Annotated in this window: 6 protein-coding genes; all 6 read left to right on the forward strand. The window is 34.4% G+C overall.

Annotated elements, in window-relative coordinates:
* Positions 1 to 17: 17 nt before the first annotated feature.
* The 6 genes from QMA06_RS11980 to QMA06_RS12005 all read left to right on the forward strand — a co-directional run bounded on the left by QMA06_RS11980 (position 18) and on the right by QMA06_RS12005 (position 21,279).
* Positions 18 to 3,458 carry a T9SS type B sorting domain-containing protein gene (locus QMA06_RS11980; protein WP_290207098.1) on the forward strand — a complete coding sequence of 1,147 codons (3,441 nt, stop codon included), beginning with the start codon at positions 18 to 20 and terminating at the stop codon, positions 3,456 to 3,458.
* Positions 3,455 to 5,920, forward strand: a complete 2,466-nt coding sequence (locus tag QMA06_RS11985) for a T9SS type B sorting domain-containing protein (RefSeq protein ID WP_290207099.1) — start codon at positions 3,455 to 3,457, stop codon at positions 5,918 to 5,920. The genes QMA06_RS11980 and QMA06_RS11985 overlap by 4 nt, the downstream gene beginning before the upstream one ends.
* Positions 5,921 to 5,961: 41 nt before the next feature.
* Positions 5,962 to 7,743: a T9SS type B sorting domain-containing protein gene (locus tag QMA06_RS11990; protein WP_290207101.1), complete on the forward strand. Its 1,782-nt coding sequence runs from the start codon at positions 5,962 to 5,964 to the stop codon at positions 7,741 to 7,743.
* A 434-nt stretch (positions 7,744 to 8,177) separates the two neighbouring features.
* Entirely contained in the window at positions 8,178 to 13,019 is a 4,842-nt protein-coding gene (locus QMA06_RS11995) for a T9SS type B sorting domain-containing protein (RefSeq protein WP_290207102.1), read from the forward strand.
* Positions 13,020 to 13,165: 146 nt separating this feature from the next.
* Positions 13,166 to 18,856 carry a T9SS type B sorting domain-containing protein gene (locus QMA06_RS12000; protein WP_290207103.1) on the forward strand — a complete coding sequence of 1,897 codons (5,691 nt, stop codon included), beginning with the start codon at positions 13,166 to 13,168 and terminating at the stop codon, positions 18,854 to 18,856.
* 83 nt (positions 18,857 to 18,939) lie between these two features.
* Positions 18,940 to 21,279, forward strand: a complete 2,340-nt coding sequence (locus QMA06_RS12005; protein WP_290207104.1) for a T9SS type B sorting domain-containing protein — start codon at positions 18,940 to 18,942, stop codon at positions 21,277 to 21,279.
* Positions 21,280 to 21,559: the final 280 nt, after the last annotated feature.

The following is a 21,559-nucleotide window of genomic DNA, read 5'->3' on the forward strand; positions in this document are numbered from 1 at the left end:
TTCAAGGCTTTGCTATTATGAAAAAAATTATTTGTATTATTTTTTTGTTGCTTACCAATGCGTTTACGCACGCTCAAAATGAAGCCTCTTATTGGTATTTTGGACAGAATGCTGGACTGCAATTTAATGCGCAATCTGGTACTGTGACACCTTTAAGTAATGGTCAAATAAATACGTTAGAGGGCTGCACTTCCATATCTGATACAGACGGAAACTTATTATTTTATTCTGATGGCCAAACGGTATGGAATAGCAATCATCAAATAATGTCGAATGGTGATTATTTTGGTGGAACCGGTCTTTTAGGCGACCCTTCAAGCACATCTTCAGGGCTTATAGTACCCAAACCAAATGATCCTAACAAATATTATCTTTTTACCGTAGATGAGCCACATCACAATAATGCAAGTACGTATCCTAATCAGTTTACTGGCAACTATGAAGGCGGCGGAACAGTGCCTACCCAAGATGACGGCTACAATAATGGTTTCAATTACTCTTTAATTGACATGACTTTAAATGGTGGTTTGGGTGATGTTGATACCGTTGTAAAGAACAAACATTTAGTAACTTATGATCCTTCTATACCTATAGAAAGTAAATATAAATGTTCCGAAAAAATTACAGCTGTACGAGCAGAAGATTGTTCTTCTTTCTGGATTATCACACATTTTGGAGACAAATTTTATGCTTTTAAAATTGATGAAAATGGAGTTAACGAAACTCCTGTTATTTCTACGGTCGGTCCTAACATACCAATTTCAGGATATAGACGTAATGCTCTAGGCTATTTAAAAGCGTCCCCGGACGCGTCTAAATTAATTGCTGCCAACTACGGCTATGCTGTAACTGCTGGAGCAAATGCCGCTGGCAGTGTTGATTTATTTAATTTTAATAATGAAACAGGTATCGTATCTAACCATTTAGAACTGTACGGCCCACAAAATAATGCTAGTCCATACGGTGTAGAATTCTCTGCTGAAAACCGAAAAGTATATGCTACCTTAAGTGAAGGTGATGCCGGTTTTGAAACTAGCCATGTGATACAATGGGATTTAGAAACTACGGATATCCCTAATTCAGCTCAGGTAATTCACTCATCAAATACAATTAGTGCCGGTGCTTTACAATTAGGAATTGATAGACGTATTTATAGAGCACAATTAAGCTACTTCGGAAATCAAAGTATTTCAAAATATCTTGGAGTTATAACAAATCCTGAAGCAGATGGAATAGCTGCAAATTATAATCCACAGGGCATATTTTTAGATATTAATGGTTCCAATCAAAACGTTAGCCGACTTGGTTTGCCTCCATTTATTCAATCTCTGTTTAATTCTGAAATTGATATTATAAAAAACGGTATTAGCACCACGGAACTTAAACTTTGTACAGGCGACAATTATACATTAGAAGCTACAAATATTCCCGGTGCAGATTACGTGTGGCTGTTTAATGGAATGCAATTAGCAGAATCCTCAGCTCAACTATTAGTTGATAATCCAGGATTTTATGAAGTCTATATTGAACCTAATAATGGGGATTGCCCTATAGAAGGAAATGCTGTGGTTGGTGTTTTCGAAATTCCTGTAGCCAATTCACTTAGTAATGTTATTGTTTGTGACGATGGCGACGATGATGGTATTACCAGTTTCGATTTTACATCTAAAAATTCAGAAGTATTATTATCTCAAGATCCATTAACTTATAATGTTAGGTATTTTGAAACAGATACCGATGCCGAACTTGGCGAGAATGAAATTATATTTCCGTATAATAACATCAGTAATCCTCAGACTATTTTTGCTCGTGTAGACCATACTCAAAACCCAAATTGTTTCGCGGTTAACTCATTTCAACTTAACGTATCTACTTTACCGCAACTCACAACTATAGACCCTGTTGAATTTTGTGATACTTTCGGTGATGAATCAGATGGCTACGCTATTATAGATTTGGAAAATCTTAAGCCTGCCCTTAGCGGTAATCAAAACGAAAATAATACCGCCATCACATTTCATAAAACATTAAATGATGCAAATAATAAATTAAACCCGCTTCCATTGAATTATGCAAACTCGGAAGCTTTTAACGAAACTATTTTTGTGAGAATTGAAAACACTACGAATACAGCATGTTTTAATACAAGTAGTTTTAATGTCATTGTAAACCCCATTCCTGTAGCCCGTAATCTTTCCATAATACAATGCGATGAAGATGGTATTCCTGAAGGTTTTACATCATTTAATCTTAATAATCATGTCGAAGATATTACGGACAATATTGAAAATAACATGGTTACATTCTATTTGTCGCTCACCGATGCTCAAAATCAAGAAGATGCAATAGATGGAGGTATTTTCAACAATTTTCTTAACCCACAAATAATTTACGCAAGAGTAACAAATACAAATTCTGAGTGCATAAATTTTAGTGAAATATCATTAGAAGTCAGCACCACCTATACCAACAATGCTAATCTCAAAATATGCGATGCAGATGGTACTGAAGATGGTTTAATGACATTTAACTTAACTGAAGCAAATGCGGCTGTTTTAGCAGGTTCACCTATAGGATTAGATTTGGTTTATTATGAGACGTATAGTGATGCGTTACTAGAAACAAATCAAATAGATACAATCTTTAGAAATACGATACCCTACAATCAAACTATTTTTGGCAGAGTGAAAAATGCAAATGCGTGTTATGGTATCAGTGAAATAAAATTAACGGTCTTTGAGTTGCCTCAAATTGAAACTGAATTTGAAACTTTCTATTGTTTAAATTCTTTTGAAACCATCATTTTAAATGCTGGTGTTTTAGAAGATTCCCCTAGTAATTATTATTATGAATGGTCCACAGGAGAAAACACCTCTCAAATTGAAATTAGTTCACCTGGAACTTATAATGTAGAAGTGAGTAATACTAATGGCTGTTTTAAAAATATAGTGATTACAGTATTACCATCAAACATTGCGACAATATCATCTATAAACGTTGTTGATGCTTCAGAAAATAACACAATTTCTATTTTTGTGGATTCAAATAGTGAAGGAGATTATGAATATGCTCTGAACGATTATAATGGTTCTTACCAAAACAGCAATACATTTACCAATGTGCCACCAGGTTTACATACCGTGTACGTAAGAGATAAGAACAATTGTGGAATTGTTGAAGATTTGATCTCCGTGATTGGATTTCCTAAATTTTTTACACCTAATAATGATGCGGTCAACGATTATTGGCAAGTTTATGGCATAAATGAACAATTTCAGGTAAATTCGTCTATTTATATCTTCGATCGTTATGGCAAACTACTGATTGAACTCGATCCGTTGAGTTCTGGCTGGGATGGCAATTACAATGGTAATAAAATGCCGACCAGTGATTATTGGTTTAAAGTAATTTTAGACGATGGAAGAACTTTTACAAATCACTTTACATTAAAACGATGATCATCCCCCAAAATCTAATTTTTAAAATTACAAGTGCGACTATCTTCTTTTCCGTTTTTCATCTTTTAGCTTTTTCGCAACAACCAAATGATGCTCAATTTGCGGTTACGGTGTGTGGTAATTCAGATTTTAGTTTAGATGTTAGCGGCATTGGAATTCAAGAATTGAATAGCACAAATACTTGTTCTAGCTCTGAAAATAATAGCATTTGGCTAGAAGTTAATATAGCCGTAGCCGGTACCTTAGCCTTTACCTTGACACCTACCAGCTCTAGCATTAACGAAGATTATGACTTTTTTATTTTTGGTCCAAATGTAAGTCCAGGAAACATTGGTCAGGCGGTGCGCTGCTCTACTACAAATCCGGCTGCGGCCAATCAAGGGAATAACTTAACTGGTTTAAATGCTACATCCACTGACGTTTCTGAAGGACCAGGGGCTAATGGAGATAGTTTTGTAAGTCTCCTTAATGTTTTGGCTGGGGAAAATTACTATATTGTAATAGACAGACCCGTTGGAAATAGTCCGTTTCGATTAGAATGGACAGGTACTGCTGAATTTCCTGAAGCACCGTCTAATCCTTTATTAGAAAATATTGAGTCCACCCGTTTACCAAGTATCGATATTTGTGATGGATTAGCTCCTTTTAATGATAATATTACCGAATTTAATCTTACATCTCTAACCCAAGAAATTAAAAATGGAGCAACTGATGTAGACGTAACATATCATACCACAGAAAGTGATGCCAACATCAATGTAGATGCGTTAGGAAATATCTTTAATAATACAACGAGCAATCAAAACATTTATATTAGAATTGAAAATACAACTACAGGTTGCTACATCATTAATGATTTTGACATTAATGTAAGCACACTCATTGATTTTAATACACCAATTGATTATAACGTTTGTGATGATGATTTAGATGGTGACGATCAAAACGGTATCTCTACTTTCGATTTTAATCTAAAAACTCAAGAAATTATAAACGGAATATCTGATGCAAATTATGCTATTAGTTATCATACCAGTCAGGCGGATTCAGAAACCTTTACTAACCCACTTGCTCTTAATTATAGAAACACATCGGCTACTCCAACTGAAATATTTGTGAGGATTAAAGATATTGATACAGGATGTATTGGGTTCACCTCATTTAATCTCATTGTGGAGTCCAAACCAGTCGCTAATGATATTACAATATTACAATGTGATGAAGATGGCATTCCTGAGGGCTTTACCACCTTTAATATTAATGAGTCTTTAGAAGCTATTACTAATGGTGATTCTAATACTTCCGTAGAATACTTTTTATCTTTAACAGATGCCGAAAACCAAAATAATGCTATTGATGGTAATGCCTTTGATAATTTTTTAAACCCTCAAATCATTTATACGAGAGTTACTAACCCAACTTCGGGATGTATTAATTTTAGCGAAATATCACTAGAAGTAAGTACAACGTTTTCTAACAATACAAGTATAGAATTATGTGATATAGACGGAATAGAAGATGGTTTTATGGAATTCAATCTTACAGATGCCAATTCTTCTATTTTAGTAGGATCTCCTGCTAATTTAGACTTAATTTATTACGAAACCTATACTGATGCTTTGGTAGAAACTAATCCACTTCCTACTATCTTTACTAATACTCTAGCTTATAACCAAACAATATATGGACGCGTTGAAAATGCCAACAATTGTTATGGTATTAGCGAAATTACACTCAAAGTATTCGAATTACCAAATATTGAAACTGAATTTGAAACCTTGTATTGTTTAAATCTTTTTCCGGAAACAATCACGTTAGATGGAGGAATTATTGGGGACTCCCCTAGCAACTATTATTATGAATGGTCTACAGGCGAAAATACCTCGGAAATTGAAATTGATGCCCCAGGAACTTATAACGTAAAAGTAATTAATACAAACGGTTGTTTTAAAGACAGAACCATTACCGTCCTTCCTTCAAATATTGCAACAGTTACTGATATAAAAGTTGTTGATGCTTTACAAAATAATACGATTTCTGTTTTTGTAGAAGGAGAAGGTCACTACGAGTATGCCTTAGGGCACATTAACGGCCCATTTCAAGATAGTAATATATTTACGAATGTTCCAGCAGGATTATATACCGTATACATTCGCGATAAAAATAATTGTGGTATTGTAGAAAGTCTAGTTTCCGTAATTGGTTTTCCTAAATTCTTTACACCAAACAATGATACCGTTAATGATTATTGGCAAGTAAAAGGAATATCAGCACAGTTTCAATCAAATACCTCAATTTTTATTTTTGATCGTTACGGGAAACTCTTAACGGAACTCGATCCCTTAAGTTCTGGCTGGGATGGAACATACAAAGGTGAAAAAATGCCTTCAAGCGATTATTGGTTTAAAGTAAAATTAGAAGATGGAAGAACTTTCACCAGTCATTTTACATTAAAACGATAATTTAAATATTGTATTTTAGACCAAACCAATGCATTCATTTTGTGAAAAGCACATATTACATACTTTGCTTAGCACTTTTAAGTTTATCATTCCCTTTGGCGGCTCAAGATATAGCCTTATTTCAGCAATTTAACGGAAGATACGATTATACCGCCATTGGTAATACCCTCAATACGTTAGAAAACGGTATTTCTGGTCCTTGTACCATTCTAACATCCTCTTCAGCAGATTTAAATCTGAATATCAATCAAAATATAATTGCAGCCTATTTATATTGGGCCGGTTCGGGCAATGGGGATTTAGATATTAGCTTAAACGGAATACCTGTATCTGCCGAACGCAACTTTAGCGATGCTTTAGATAGCGTTCGTGTATTTTTTGCTGCTTTTGCAGATGTTACAGATATAATTACGGAGCAAGGTAATACCACTTATACCGTTTCGGATTTAGATCTAAACACTATTATTTCTCCATATTGCCCTACCGGAACTAATTTTGGAGGCTGGGCAATGACTATTATTTATCAAGAGGATAGTTTATCGCTAAATCAATTGAATGTTTACGATGGTCTACAAAGTGTCCCAGATTTTCTTAGCATAACTTTAGATAACTTAAATGTTTTAGATAATGAAGCTGCTAAAATTGGGTTTGTGGCTTGGGAGGGAGATCGGTCTATAGCTGTAAATGAGCAGTTAACTATAAACGGAAATGTAATTAGTAATTATCCCCTGAATCCTGCTAACAACGCTTTTAATGGAACCAACTCATTTACTGGAGCCAATAATTTATATAATATGGATATCGATGTATATAATATTCAAGATAATATAAGTATAGGAGACACTTCAGCGACCATAGCACTAACATCGGGTCAAGATTTCGTAATGATTAACAACATCATTACGGTTCTAAACAGTCAGTTACCAGATGCCACGATTAGCATAGAAAATAATAGCGTGTACTGTGGAGATAATAGTATAGAAATTTTTTATTCCGTAAATAATTTTAATAGCACAGATATTTTACCTGCTCATACACCAATAGCTTTTTATAGTAATGGTGTTTTTATTGGCGCAAGCGAAACCATTAATACTATAGCCATAAATGAAAGCGAAAGTTACGCTATAATTCTTCATCTTCCTGAAGGAACAAATCCTAATGTAACTATTACAGCTATTGCAGATGATGATGGTACCCAAAACGGTGTAATTACGGAGTCTAACGAGAACAACAATAGCACTTTTATAGATATTGAGTTACTTGTAATTCCTGAAACAACACTGCTTCCAAATCTTGTAAGTTGTAATGAAGGTTATGATAGCGCGACTTTTAATCTATTTGAAGCAATTAATACGCTCAATTATAATGAAGAAGATGTAGCTTTCTATCGGTCGTTAGACGATTTAGATTTAGAATCTAGTCCAATATTAATACCTTCCGACTATACTAATCTTTCAAACCCAGAAACTGTTTATGTGCGATTGAAGACTCAACCATGTTACGAAATTTTTCAATTGGATCTCATTATTGAGAACTGTCCACCAAAAATTCCACAAGGGTTTTCACCAAATGGAGACACCTATAACGATTGGTTTAATATACAAGGCCTATACGATATTTTTACAGCGCACGAGTTACAAATCTATAACCGGTATGGTGAGCTCATTTTTATTGGTAATAATGCTAAACCATGGTTCGGAGAAATAAATCAAGGACTCAATAATAAAGGATCAATGGTACCCGTAGGGACTTATTTTTATGTTTTAAACTTAAACGATCCAAATTATACCCCTTTTATGAGTTGGGTCTATGTTAATTATTAGAAAACGTTAAAGTTTTAGTCCGTTCATCTTATTTTTTTGCAGTTCTTACGTACATCCTTTAATTTTATAATTAATTACAAAAACACTTTGTAAAAGTTTTCTGTCTGGAACCCTCAAAATTAGAGAGAACTAAAATCACGAATTTAAAAGAATAAAATTTCTACAATATATTTATGATATTGAGTTTCAGGTTAAGCAATTTCTAACATCTTGGTTTAGAAATATTTGAATTCAATTTGGGAAGAAAGGCCTCTTTTGAGGTCTTTTTTAAAAATAAAAGTAATAAAACGCATTTAAATGTTAACATTTTGTGCTTTTTGTCGTATTTTTTTGTATTTCATCTTTATTAACTTTACATTTCGACCATAATTATCATGTAGATAGAGGTCGACCCAACCCTTTCTGCCTTAACATTTTAAACTTAACCGAAACTAATGATTAATTTCAACCGCTCCCTCTACTTATTTATAGGCTTAATTTGTAGTATTTCTTTTGCTCAACAAGTTACCATAGATAATTCAGTTTCAACTCAAGACTTAATTCAAAACACATTAATCCAAGGTTGTGTAGAAGTCTCAAATATTTCGTCACCCTCAAACGGCACATCTATTGGTATAGGTAGTTTTGGTTATTTTGAGCGTGCATCATCAAACTTTCCTTTCGCAGACGGAATTGTATTAACCACAGGTAATGCTAACTCGGCTGGAAATGGTCAAAATAACGACATCTTAAATGAAGGAGATGCCACTTGGCTTACCGATAGTGATCTCGAAACAGCTTTAGGCATTTCTGGAACCGTGAATGCAACTTCTATTGAGTTCGAATTTATTTCAATTTCAAATCAAATACAGTTTAATTATATTTTAGCCTCCGAAGAATATTTTGGAAACTTCCCTTGTGAGTATTCCGATGGATTTGCTTTTTTAATAAAAGAAGCAGGTTCTTCTGATCCTTACACCAATATTGCATTGATACCAGGCACAACTATACCTGTAAATACCAATACAGTTCACGACGATATTGTTGGTTTTTGTCCTGCTTCTAACGATGAATTTTTTGAAGGGTATAATGTAGGAGATACGAACTACAATGGACGAACCACCGTACTTTCAGCTACGGCTACAATTCAACCCAACGTACAATATCAAATAAAATTGGTTATAGCAGATCAGACCGATCAAAATTATGATTCTGCTGTATTCATAGAAGGTAATAGTTTTGATGCTTCTGTAGATTTAGGAGACGATTTTTCAACTTGTGCCACTAGCACTGTATTAGATGGAAATATCTCTAATACGAACGCGACATATACGTGGTATTTCAACGACACGTTAATGTCGTCTGAAAACCAAGCGAGTTTAACGGCTTTGCAAACTGGAAATTATCGTGTTGAAATTTCACTACCGCTAGCAGGAAGCTCTTGTATAATTGAAGATGATATTAATGTAACCTTAAGTTCTACGCAAACTTCAGATCCGCTAACAGATTTTCAACTTTGTGACGATTTAAGTGGTGACGGACTTGAGATATTTGATTTATCCACGAAAGATTCTGAAGTATTGGCCTCTGTTCCTCCATCGAGTTACACTATTTCTTATCATTATACTAACACTGATGCTATTGATAATAGTAATGCCATTACTACTCCGATTCAAAACACGGGAAACCCACAACTTATTCATGTAAGAATTGAAGATACCATTAATGGTTGCTTAGCGTTTTCTAGCTTTAATTTAATAGTAAATAACCTACCAATAATTACAGATCCAACCCCTTTAGAGGTTTGTGACGACCAAACTGCTGACGGCATTACAGCAATGGATTTAAATTTTTATAAAGACCAAGAAATTGCATTAGGTCAAACAAATTTGGTGGTTACTTATCATAGCTCTGCAAGTGATGCTGCTGCTGGTGTTAACGCTTATACAATGCCATACACTAATACTAATGTTAACGAACAGTTATTTGTGAGTGTACAAAATCCGGATACGGGTTGTATTAGTACCACAACTTTAGATGTTTCTGTAATCGATAGTCCTATAATTAATATGGAGGATCATTATATAGATGCATGTGATACAGATCTTGATGGTTTTGCTAATTTCGATTTAACCTCTATTATTCCTGAAGTTTTAGAAGGATTATCAGGTGTGAACGTATCTTTTCATATATCGCCCGAAGACGCTCTTTCTGGTGCCAATCCTATTGCAGATGAAACGAATTATGCCAATATTACCAACCAAGAACAGCTTGTGTATTTAAGAGCAGAAAACGGCACTTCAGGTTGTGCATCTACGGTGCCTATTGAACTTCATACTAATTTATTATTAACTGCTACAAATATTAGAAACGTCTCCGTATGTGATGTAGACGATGATAATACAGAAAGTTTCGATTTCGAAAATATTGCTGTGGGCATTATTAACGATTTATTAGATGTTGAAGTGGTATTTTACGAGACTGAAGAAGACAGAGATAATCAAGTAAATCCCATAAATACAGATATAGCCTATCAATCACAGAGCAATCCTCAGACCATCTATATTGGGTTGCAAAGTCTTACGTGTTACGAAGTTTCAGATTTCGATTTAGTTTTATTCCCTATCGTTCAGTTTGAATCGGTAATCAGTTTAAGTGTTTGCGATACGGATCAAGACGGTTTTACGACTACCGATTTATCATCTCTAAATCTAGACGTCACTAATGGTGAAGACGGTTACAATGTCACTTACTTTTTAACGGAGCAAGATGCCATTGATAACACAAATGCTTTACCTAATTCGTATACAAATTTAACCAATCCATTTACCTTATTCCCAAGAATTACCTCTTCACAAACAGGTTGTTATGATTATAATTCTTTTGAAGTGACCGTGTTACCTGCGCCAGAAAGTGAGAAACCAACCGATATTATTATTTGTGATGCAGATAGAGATGGCTTTTCAACCATAAATTTAAATAATAGTGTTCCACATTCTATTTTAGCGACACCAAATAGATCCGTTACGTTTCATACAAGTTTACAAGAAGCTCAGTTAAACGAAAACGCTATTGAAACGCTTTCAAATTATAACGCACAAACACAAATTGTGTATATGCGTGTAGAAAATACAATTACGGGATGTTATTCTATTGAAGAATTAGATATTATTGTAAATACTTTTCCTTTCGTCGGAGATCTATCGAATTACGTAAACGAACTTAATTTCTGTGAGGATAACTCAGATGGTATTGGCGAATTTATTTTTGTAAACAAAGATTTAGAAGCGCTAAGTGGACAAACTGGCAAAGAGGTTTCTTATTACCTAAATGCAACTGATGCCATTGCTAAAGTAAATCCTATAGACAAAACAAGCATCTATGAAAACATTAGTAATCCGCAACAAATTCATGTAAGAGTTGATAATATCACTGATGAAACGTGTTTTACAACATCATCTTTTAGGATTGAAGTAGGCACAAATCCAGTATATAATGAACCAACCGATTTGTTTGTTTGTGATGATAGCATTGTAGATGGCTCGGTAATGCACGATTTTACAACTAAAATCGAAGAAGTGTCTAATGGAATTTCTGATATACAGTCTGTAAAATTCTTCACTTCTGAAGAAGATGCTATAAATAGCACCAATGAAATTCCTTTACAATTCGCAAACACCGTAAATCCACAACAAATTTTTGTTCAAATTGATAATGGCACTATTTGTCAATCTATAACATCTTTTGTAGTTAATATTATTAGTACTCCTGCCGTAGCAGCTGTGGATCCTATGGTAGAGTGTGACGATAACGCGGATGGTTATCTTCAGTTTGATTTAACAGGCGCAGAAAATCATATACTAGATGTAAGACAAGAGGATCTTGTATTTGCCTATTATGAGAATTTTGACGATGCCGAAGCCAATGTAAACCAAATCACTAATCCAGATCGTTACACGAATTTAACTAATCCACAAACGGTTTATTTTAAAGTAACTAATATCATCTCTAATTGTTATCTATCGCTCCCAATAGAACTGATTGTAAATCAACCTCCGCATATCAATGATTTTGAACAATATACAGTTTGTGCTAACGAAACGAATAGTATCGATTTAACAGAAATTAATCCTACCGTAACCGATGTTAATTACAATGTAATTTTCAGTTATTTTGATAACGAAGCAGATGCCGTTGCTAATACGAATGCCTTAGATACGAATTATATCTACCAAAGTGATTTTGATACACTATTTGTTAGAACTGAATACAGCACTACACATTGCTCCACTTACTATCAATTTAATTTAAAAGTTGAACCATTACCAATTGCCCATCAGGCAGCAGATTTAATAAACTGCGATGATAATTTTGATGGCATATTAGAATTTGATTTATCACAACAAAATGCCACTGTTTTAGGATCTCAGAACGCTAATTTGTTTACGGTGACTTATCACAATTCAGAATTGGAAGCCCAAGAAAATAATTCGCGATTAGAAACTAATTATATGGCGTATGATGGTGAAATAATTTATACGCGTATAGAAACCAATAGTACAGGTTGTTATAGTACTGGTCAATTTTCGGTAATTGTAAATCCTCTTCCCCTTGTAAATATTGAAAATCAGGTGATTTGTTTAGATAATATGCCGTTATTGGTATCTGCAAACACGAATAATATCACAGATTTTTATGAGTGGTCTACCGGAGAAACAACTCCTGAAATAGATATCACAGAAGTCGGTAGTTACTGGGTTAAAGTCACCTCTGAATTTGGTTGCGAAACCACTAATTATTTTGAAGTCTCTGAATCTGAAGCTGCAACCATAGAAACTACCGAGGTTATCGATTTTTCAGACCCTAACAATATCACTGTAACCATCAGCGGTATCGGAAATTATCTTTATCAACTCGACGACATGGAACCACAAGAATCTAATGTTTTTGAGAATGTAGCTATGGGTTATCACATTGTTACTATTATAGATTTAAATGGTTGTGCTAATGAAACCAAAGAAGTATTAGTCGTTGATATTCCTAAATTCTTTACACCAAATAATGACGGCACTAATGATACTTGGCATATTGTTGGCATAGAAACTTTGCCTGGCACTATTATTCATGTTTTTGATCGTTATGGAAAATTGCTTACAAAATTAAGTGCTCAGTCTTCTGGTTGGAATGGTAAATATAACGGAGAACGAATGCCTACCAGTGATTACTGGTACGTCGCCGATGTACAGCGTGGATCTATAGCATTTCAAGTTAAAGGGCATTTTACACTAAAGCGATAACAAAATTGCATACAAGAAACTCAATTTCAAGGAATTGTCATTCATCCACATAAACTGGTAACTTAACTTAAAAATCCCCACTACTGGGGATTTTTTATTACTTTTTGCGCTCTTAAATTGCATTAAAAATAATATAACGTATTTCATTGACGTTAATTAGTGAAACCCAAATAGTGAGATTACCATATATTCTATCCCTCGTTATAATCTTTACAGGTTTTTTTTGTGCGTATACACAACAAATTACCACGGACGATTCGTTCTCTTTAGAGCAACTTATTCAACAAAACTTAGGTCAAAATTGTGTTGAAATTTCTAATATTTCTTCAAATATTAATGGAGATTTAAATGGACTAAACAGTTTTGGGTATTTTGAACGTAATAATTCCAGTTTTCCTTTTGAAAATGGTATTTTATTAACTACAGGTAATGTAAATTCAGCCGGAAACGTAGTGAATACAAGCCCTCTAAACGAGGGAGATGAATCTTGGGGAACCGATATCGATTTAGAAAACGCCTTAGGGATTGATGAAACCCTAAATGCAACTTCTATTCAATTTAACTTTATATCTGTAGCTAATCAAATACAGTTTAATTATATTCTTGCTTCAGAAGAATACCAGCAAGAGTTTCCTTGTTTTTATTCTGACGGATTTGCGTTTTTAATCCGTGAAGCGGGCACCACAAGCCCTTATACTAATATCGCTCTGATTCCTGGCACGTCTACACCCGTCAATACAAATACTATACATAACCAAATAGAAGGTTTTTGTGCAGCAGAGAACGAAGTGTTCTTTGAAGGCTACAATGTCGGAGATACCAATTACAATGGTCGTACAATCGTACTTTCTGCCACGGCAGCAATTCAACCCAATGTAGAATATCAAATTAAACTTATTATAGCAGACCAAGACGACCAAAATTTTGATTCTGCCGTTTTCATTGAAGGTAATAGTTTTAATGCCAACGTAGATTTAGGACCAAATATTACAACCTGTGGAGATTCTGTAACTTTAAATGGCGATATTCAAAATACCCAAGCCACTTATCAATGGTTTCAAGATGAGGTACTCTTATCTGGAGAAAATGACCCCGTTTTACAGGCCGTTTCTTCAGGAACATACAAAGTTGAAGTGACCATTCAGCTTAATGAAACGTCGTGTGTAATTGAAGATACCGTAGACATTATATTAGATACTGAGCAGACTGCAACACAAATTTCGGATTTTATTTTTTGTGATGATAATGACGACGGTGTAGAATTATTCAACCTTACCATTAAAAATGCAGAGGTATTAGCTTCGGTACCTCCTTCTAATTATAATATTAGTTATCATTACACGGCTGAATCGGCACAAGACAATTCTAATCCTATTGTTGGCTCAATATCGAACACTACTACTCCACAAGCTGTTTTTGTTAGAATAGAAGACGTTACTAATGGTTGTCTAGCATTTTCTAGCTTCAATTTAATAGTGAACGAAAAACCAGAATATGTGGAACCAGACCCTATTGTTGTTTGTCAAAATGCTTCAGCCAATAGTAATACTTTGGTAGATCTAAGTTCTGCTAGTGATCAAATTATTGATGGCAACAACAATTTATATATTTCTTATCACTACTCTCAACCTGAAGCCGATCTAGGTATTAACCCTATTTTCTCACCTTATGAGAATACCAACACTTCAGAAACTTTATATATTAGAGTGTACGATGGAACTACCGGCTGTTATTCTACTACAACTATTTCTATTGAACTTCAACAAAGTCCTACAATTAATACAGATAATCAATGGATCAATGCTTGCGAACAAGATGACGACGGTTTTGAAACTTTCGATCTAACAGAAGTCGTAGATGATGTTTTACAAGAACTTACAGGGATGGAGGTTAGCTTTCACCCTACCAACGATGAGGCCATCGCTAATATAAATGCAATTGAAAATCCGAATAACTATATTAATGCAACACCAAATTTTCAAAGCATCTATATTCGCGTCGAGGATCCTACAACAGGATGTTTTACCATTACGAATTTAGAATTACATACCAATATTATTTTAACAGGACTTTCAGATAACCCTTTTATAGTCTGCGACGACCCTTCTAATGACGGTATTGAAGATTTTGATTTATATGCTATTGAGTCGCATCTTCAAAATGGATACGATGAATTTGAAATCATATTTTTTGAATCTGAAAACGACAGAGACAACGATCAAAACGCATTAAACAAGGCGCTGCTTTATAACGTAACGGACAACGGTACCACTTTATATACCAATGTTCTTATAGACGACTGTACTGACCAAATAGATGTGACCTTGGTAATTGCCCCAGCCGTAGCTTTAACACCTCAAACTACAGATTATTGCGATGAAGACAATGATGGATTTACTACGTTAATCCTAGATAATTTTAATAGCATTGCTGGGCAAGGTGTACCCGCTGTTAATATAAAATATTTTTTAACAGAAGACGATGCTATAAATAATGAAAATATACTACCAGAATTTTATTACAACACTGCTAATCCGCAATTATTTTACACTAGAGTTACCAATGCTCAAACAGAATGTTATGATATATCTACCCTCGAGGTGAATATTGTGAGTGCACCAGAAGTCATGGTTGCAGAAGCAATCATTGTGTGCGACGATGACGACGATGGCATATCCACCGTAAATCTAGAATCTAAAATACCTGAAATAACAAGCTCTACCGCCGGTTATAATATTACGTTTCATAATGATTATAATTTCGCCATTGAAGGTACAAACGAAATTACCACTCCAGAAAATTTCACTACAGCCACAGCTTATATTTATACACGTGTAGAAAACCAAGCCACAGGTTGCTTTAGTCTTTCTGGTTTTTATGTTTACGTTAATACCTTGCCAGAATTTATTCCTATTACAAACTTTGAAAATTGCGAAGCCAATATTAGCGGTGTCGCGGACTTCTATTTCTATTTAAAAGATGAAGAAATATTAAATGGACAGTTAAATAAACAAGTTCTATATTATGAAACCCAAGCTGATGCGCTTGCGGGGATTAATTCTATCGATAAATATTCGGCATATCAAAATTCTACCAGTCCTCAAACGATCCATGTGAGAATAGAAAATTTTACAGATCCTAGCTGCTATGGCACTTCTATGTTTGACTTGGAAGTCGGTTCCGTTCCTATTTTCAATGCGCCAGAAAGTATTTTTATCTGCGATGATATTAGTAATGACGGTATTGAAACCGTAAATTTAAATGATATAATAGCCCAAATAACAGTAGGTAGCCCAGAAACATTAGACGTTTCATTTCACTCAACGGAATTCGAAGCCAACAACAATATAAATCCGGTACCTTTAAATTATACCAACACTACAAATCCGCAACAACTATTTGCACGCATAGATAACGGCAACTACTGCAAGGGAATTTCTGAGTTTGCCATAAATATTATATCTGCACCTTTAGTTAATCCTTCAATCCCATTAGAACAATGTGACGATAATTACGACGGGGTTTTAACCTGGGATCTTTCCATTTCCGAAGATGACATTTTAGATGTAAGACAAAATAATATTGAAGTCAACTATTTTGAAACCGTTGAAGATTTAGAAGCTGACAATAATGCTATCCCTAATGCAGAAAATTATACGAATATTTCAAACCCTCAAACAGTATATGTCAAAGTAAATAATACCGTTAGTGATTGTTTTGTCATTGTACCGTTAGATTTAATTGTAAATCTTCCTCCTGCCTTTAACGATTTTGAGGTTTATGAAATTTGTAAGGACCCAACGTCGAGTTTTAATTTAGCTGAAATAGAATCCACCTTAATAAATTCAGAAACACAAGCAACGCTTTCTTATTTTGAATCTTTTAATGATGCTGAAACTTTTATAAATCCATTACCTCTCAATTATACTTATCAGAGTGTGTCCGATACTATTTTTGTGCGTATAGAAGATCCATTAACCAACTGTTATTTTATATATGATTTTATACTTTTAGTTAAACCGTTACCTATTGCAAACCCGCCAAATAATATGGAAGTTTGTGATGACAATTCTAACGATGGCATGGCTTCTTTTAATTTAGAATCGCAAACCGACACTGTTTTAGGGTCGCAAAACCCAAACAATTTTGAAGTAACTTATCATGCTAGTCAAGCTGAAGCTATGACTGATACAAACCCGATTATCTCTGAATATTTAGGGTCTGATCAGCAGTTGATTTCGGTGAGAATTGAAAATAGGGAAACAGGGTGTTTTAGTGTTACAAATTTTACCTTAATTGTTAATCCACACCCTAATATTCCTGCACCACTTTTAGAATGCGATGTAGATTATGATGGTATTACTACTTTCAATTTAACTACTGTTGAAACTGATTTGTTCGTAACAGCAAATCCTAATAATAGCATCACCTATTTTGAAACGTTTGAGGACTTACAAACTGATAATAATCCAATTTCAAATCCCGAGAATTTTTCCAACGTTAATAATCCGCAGACTATTTATATAAAGGTGTTTAATACGGTTGCCGATTGCTTCACTTTTGTGCCGCTAGACTTAAATGTAAATCTACCACCAGCAACAAATGCTTTTGAAACTTTTGATATTTGCAACAACGCATCTAATAGTTATAATCTTTCAACACTAAAAGACTATATTGTTGATACTAACTTTAATGTATTAATTAATTATTTTACATCTGAAGCTGATGCTATTGCTGCCGAAAATAGTTTAGACCCTAATTATAATTATTCAAGCACAAGTGATATTATTTATGCGCGAATAGAATATAGCACCACACATTGTTATTTTATATTTCCTTTTGAACTTCGTGTAAATCCATTACCGATAGCCAATCAACCAGAAAATCTTACGAGCTGTGATAATGATTTTGATGGGTATGTTGATTTCGACCTTACCCAACAGAATTCTTCAATTTTAGGTAATCAAAGTTCTAGTAATTATACGGTTACTTATTTCAATAATTCTACTGATGCTAATGCAGGAATTAATGAATTAAATAGTGATTTATATAGTGGATTTAACACCGAGGTTATTACTGCTCGAATCACAAATAATATCACAGGTTGTTTTAGTCTCGTTGATTTCTCATTATTAGTATATCGCAAACCTTTTGTTGACATTCCAGATCAAGTGGTCTGTGTTGAAAATTTACCGCTACTCGTTTCTGCAGACACTTTTAATACAACCGATACTTACTTATGGTCCACTAACCAAATGAGTTCAGAAATTGAAATTACAGAAATAGGCACCTATTCTGTGACGGTCACTTCAGAATTTGGCTGTACCACAACGCGTACTTTTAATGTTACAGCATCTGAATCCGCTACTATAGATATTGTTGAAACCGTTGATTTTTCAGATCCAAACAACATTACAATTTCCATTTCCGGAATTGGTAATTATCTCTTTATTTTGAATGATGGGGAACCTCAAGAATCAAACGTTTTTGATAATGTACCATTAGGCTACCATACCGTAACCATAATTGATCGTAATGGTTGTGCAGAAGTTACTAAAGAAGTATTGGTTATAGATGCACCACCATTCTTTACACCGAATGGAGATACAACAAACGAAACTTGGCATATTGTAGGTATTGAAACTTTACCCGGTAGTATTGTTTATATATTTAACCGTTACGGTAAACTCATAGCACAACTAGACTCAACTTCTCAAGGTTGGGACGGTACTTATAACGGTTACAATTTACCTGCCACCGATTATTGGTTCTTAGCAGATATACAACAAGGTGATATTGCTTTTGAAGTCAAAGGTCATTTTGCACTACGTCGATAATAAAAACGTATCATCTTATTTAACATCTTATTCCATTTTAAGTTTCCTTTAGTAGTTTATCTTTGCAACCCCTAAGAATAAAAATGAAGAGACCCTTTCTCACTATTGCCCTTATATTTTCTCTGTTGAATTATGCTCAAAATATTTCAGTAGACAGCCAAAACTTTAGTCCACAACAACTTATTGAAGACATTCTAATAGACAGCGATTGTATTAGCAACGTTTCTGTAACCAATGTCGTTGGTGGAGATTTTTCTGATACAGACCAAAGCTATGGTTATTTTGATGCTTCAGGAACAACTTTTCCGTTTGAAAGTGGTATTGTACTAAGTACGGGGAAGTTAAGCAATGTCGCTGGACCAAATACAAGTTTAAGTGACGACGATGCGCCTGATTGGAATCGTGATGCTGATTTAGAAAATGCTCTAAACGAATCGAACACAATTAATGCCACTATTTTAGAATTCGATTTTGTATCAGTTGCACCACAAATAAGTTTTAGATATATTTTTGCTTCAGAAGAATATCAAGATGGTAATTCTAATACTTGTAATTACTCGGATTTGTTTGGTTTTTTAATTCGTCCCGATGATGAGCAAACTCCTTTTGAAAATATCGCTATAGTACCAAATACTAATACACCCGTAAAAGTGACCACCGTAACGCCTGGAATTTCAGGTAGCTGTCCACCTGAAAATGAAACATATTTTGGAAGTTTTAATGGTGCAAACGCTCCCATAAATTTTAACGGACAAACGGCTATATTAACGGCTATAGCAAATGTGATTCCTAATGAAACATATCACGTAAAATTAGTAATTGCTGATCACTATAATTACCGTTATGATTCAGCTGTATTTTTAGAAGCTGGTAGTTTTGAATTGTCTTCAGATATAGGTCCCGATTTACTATTAGCTACAAATAATGCTTTATGCGAAGGTGAGACCATTGAACTATTTGCGTACCAAGACGGTCAAAATACCTACGATTGGTATAAGGATGGAGTTTTAGTACAAGGAGCACCAGGTTGTGGTACCTGCGGAAGCTACACCGTTACTGAAGCTGGGACGTACTCAGTAGAAGTGAGTTTAGCAGATGGTTGTATTGCCTATGGTGAAGCCATTATTGAATATGCACCTTTACCAATAGGATCTGATTCTGTGTTGGTAGAATGCGACTTAAACCAAGATGGCCTGACAACTTATAATTTATTTGATGCCACAAGTGCTATAACCACAGGAAACCAAGATGTATATGTAAATCAATTTTACGTGTCACAGGCAGATATTGCCGATGATAATCCCATTTCAAATCCAGATGCGTTTCAAAATACTATTCCATTTCAAACTATTTATGCACAAATAGTAAACCAAGCCAACTGCGTAGATATTGTAGAATTAGAATTACAAACCTCAAACAACACCCTTAACATTCCAGATTTAGATGGTTGCGATGGGGACATCACTGATGGTTTTGCTGCTTTCGATTTATCTGAAGTTGACACTACTATTTTAGATCAAATTCCCGATGATGCCATTGTAAGTTATTACGAGACAGAAATAGATGCTTTTAATGAAACTAATGCATTACCTAATACGTTTATAAATTCCATAACTAACTCGCAAACTATTTATGTAAAAGTAAGTAGTAACAACCAGTGTTTTAGTATTTCTACAGTAAATCTCAATGTGTTATACACTCCCTTATTAGAAGGCGATGAGACTATTACTAACTGCTTAAATGCGCTCGATCCCTTAACGCTCTATGGTGGTGTCCTTGATGATTTACCAAATAATTATTATTACGAATGGCTATACAATGGCACAACTACAGACGTGACCACATTGTTCTATGATGCTACAGAAACTGGGACATACACTGTAAATGTTACAGATCCAAATGGGTGTTCATCGAGTAGAATTATCACCGTCTTACCGTCGGAAACAGCAACAATCGAAAGTATTAATGTAGAAGGTATTGCGCCAAATAACACGGTAACTATTTCCATTTCTGGTGAAGGAGACTATGAAATAGCGCTAGATGATAGCAATGGATTTTATCAAGATAATTTTGTTTTTACAAATATTTCTCAAGGATTTCATACCGTATATATTAGAGATTTAAACGGTTGTGGAACGGTTGAAGAAACCATCTCGGTTTTAGGCTTTCCAAAGTTCTTTACTCCCAATGGAGATGGAGACAATCCCACTTGGCAAGTTATTGGCAATGAAGAACAATTTAATCAAATTGAGTCTATTAAAATTTTTAATCGTTATGGCAAACTCATTACGCAACAACTTACTTCTTACGATGGTTGGGATGGACGCCTAAATGGGAACCAACTCCCTAGTGACGATTATTGGTTTGTGGCCAAATTTATTGATGGAGAAACCTATACGGGTCATTTTGCTTTAAAGCGGTAATCGCTTCAGTTAAATCGATAAGAAAGCGAGTATTGCACTAACTTTTGCAAAAATTCACGCTAACACTTTGTAAATTAGAGCATATAAGCCTGACCTACAGGAGATTCAGCCTTTACTAGAAAGTACATTGCTAAAACACTAACAACAATAGTATTTAAAATCAACTTCAAACTTCCTGATTAAAAGTGCTGTCTTAACATCCAAAATTAGATCTGTTGTTGAATTTATCAACCAATCTCATTTTATAATTTTCTAAAAGAAGTTGTCTATTATAGTCATA

The sequence above is a fragment of the Winogradskyella bathintestinalis genome, assembly GCF_030407435.1.
GTDB classification, from domain to species: domain Bacteria; phylum Bacteroidota; class Bacteroidia; order Flavobacteriales; family Flavobacteriaceae; genus Winogradskyella; species Winogradskyella bathintestinalis.